Below are 439 nucleotides of genomic sequence, written 5' to 3'. Positions count from 1 at the left end.
ATCTCCAGCAGCTCGTCGTTGCCGCCCATCTTGCCCAGGATGTCCTCGGCGGTCTTCTTGATGATCTTGGCCCGCGGGTCGTAGTTCTTGTACACGCGGTGCCCGAAGCCCATCAGACGGACGCCGTCCTCCTTGTTCTTCACCTTCTCCATGAAGTCCTCGGGCGTGATGCCCTCCGACTTGATCTTCCGGAGCATGTTCAGCACGGCCTCGTTGGCGCCACCGTGCAGCGGGCCGTAGAGGGCGTTGATGCCGGCGGACACCGAGGTGAACAGGTTGGCCTGGGTGGAGCCGACCAGGCGCACCGTCGAGGTGGAGGCGTTCTGCTCGTGGTCCGCGTGCAGCATGAGCAGCAGGTCGAGGGCCTTGACCACGTCCGGGTCGATGTCGTATTCCTCGGCCGGCACGCCGAAGCACAGGCGGAGGAAGTTCTCCACGT

General features: G+C 64.2%; 1 protein-coding gene. It reads right to left on the bottom strand.

The genetic code is table 11. The annotated features are described in order from the left end of the window. On the bottom strand, positions 1 to 439 hold a 439-nt coding region (locus tag H7U32_RS10410; RefSeq protein WP_275051250.1), incomplete at both ends, for a citrate/2-methylcitrate synthase.

The organism is Bifidobacterium pullorum subsp. saeculare (assembly GCF_016899725.1).
In the GTDB taxonomy this organism is placed as follows: domain Bacteria; phylum Actinomycetota; class Actinomycetes; order Actinomycetales; family Bifidobacteriaceae; genus Bifidobacterium; species Bifidobacterium pullorum_C.
Note: the sequence above shows the minus strand (reverse complement) of the source record. Positions and strands in the feature narration are given on the sequence as shown.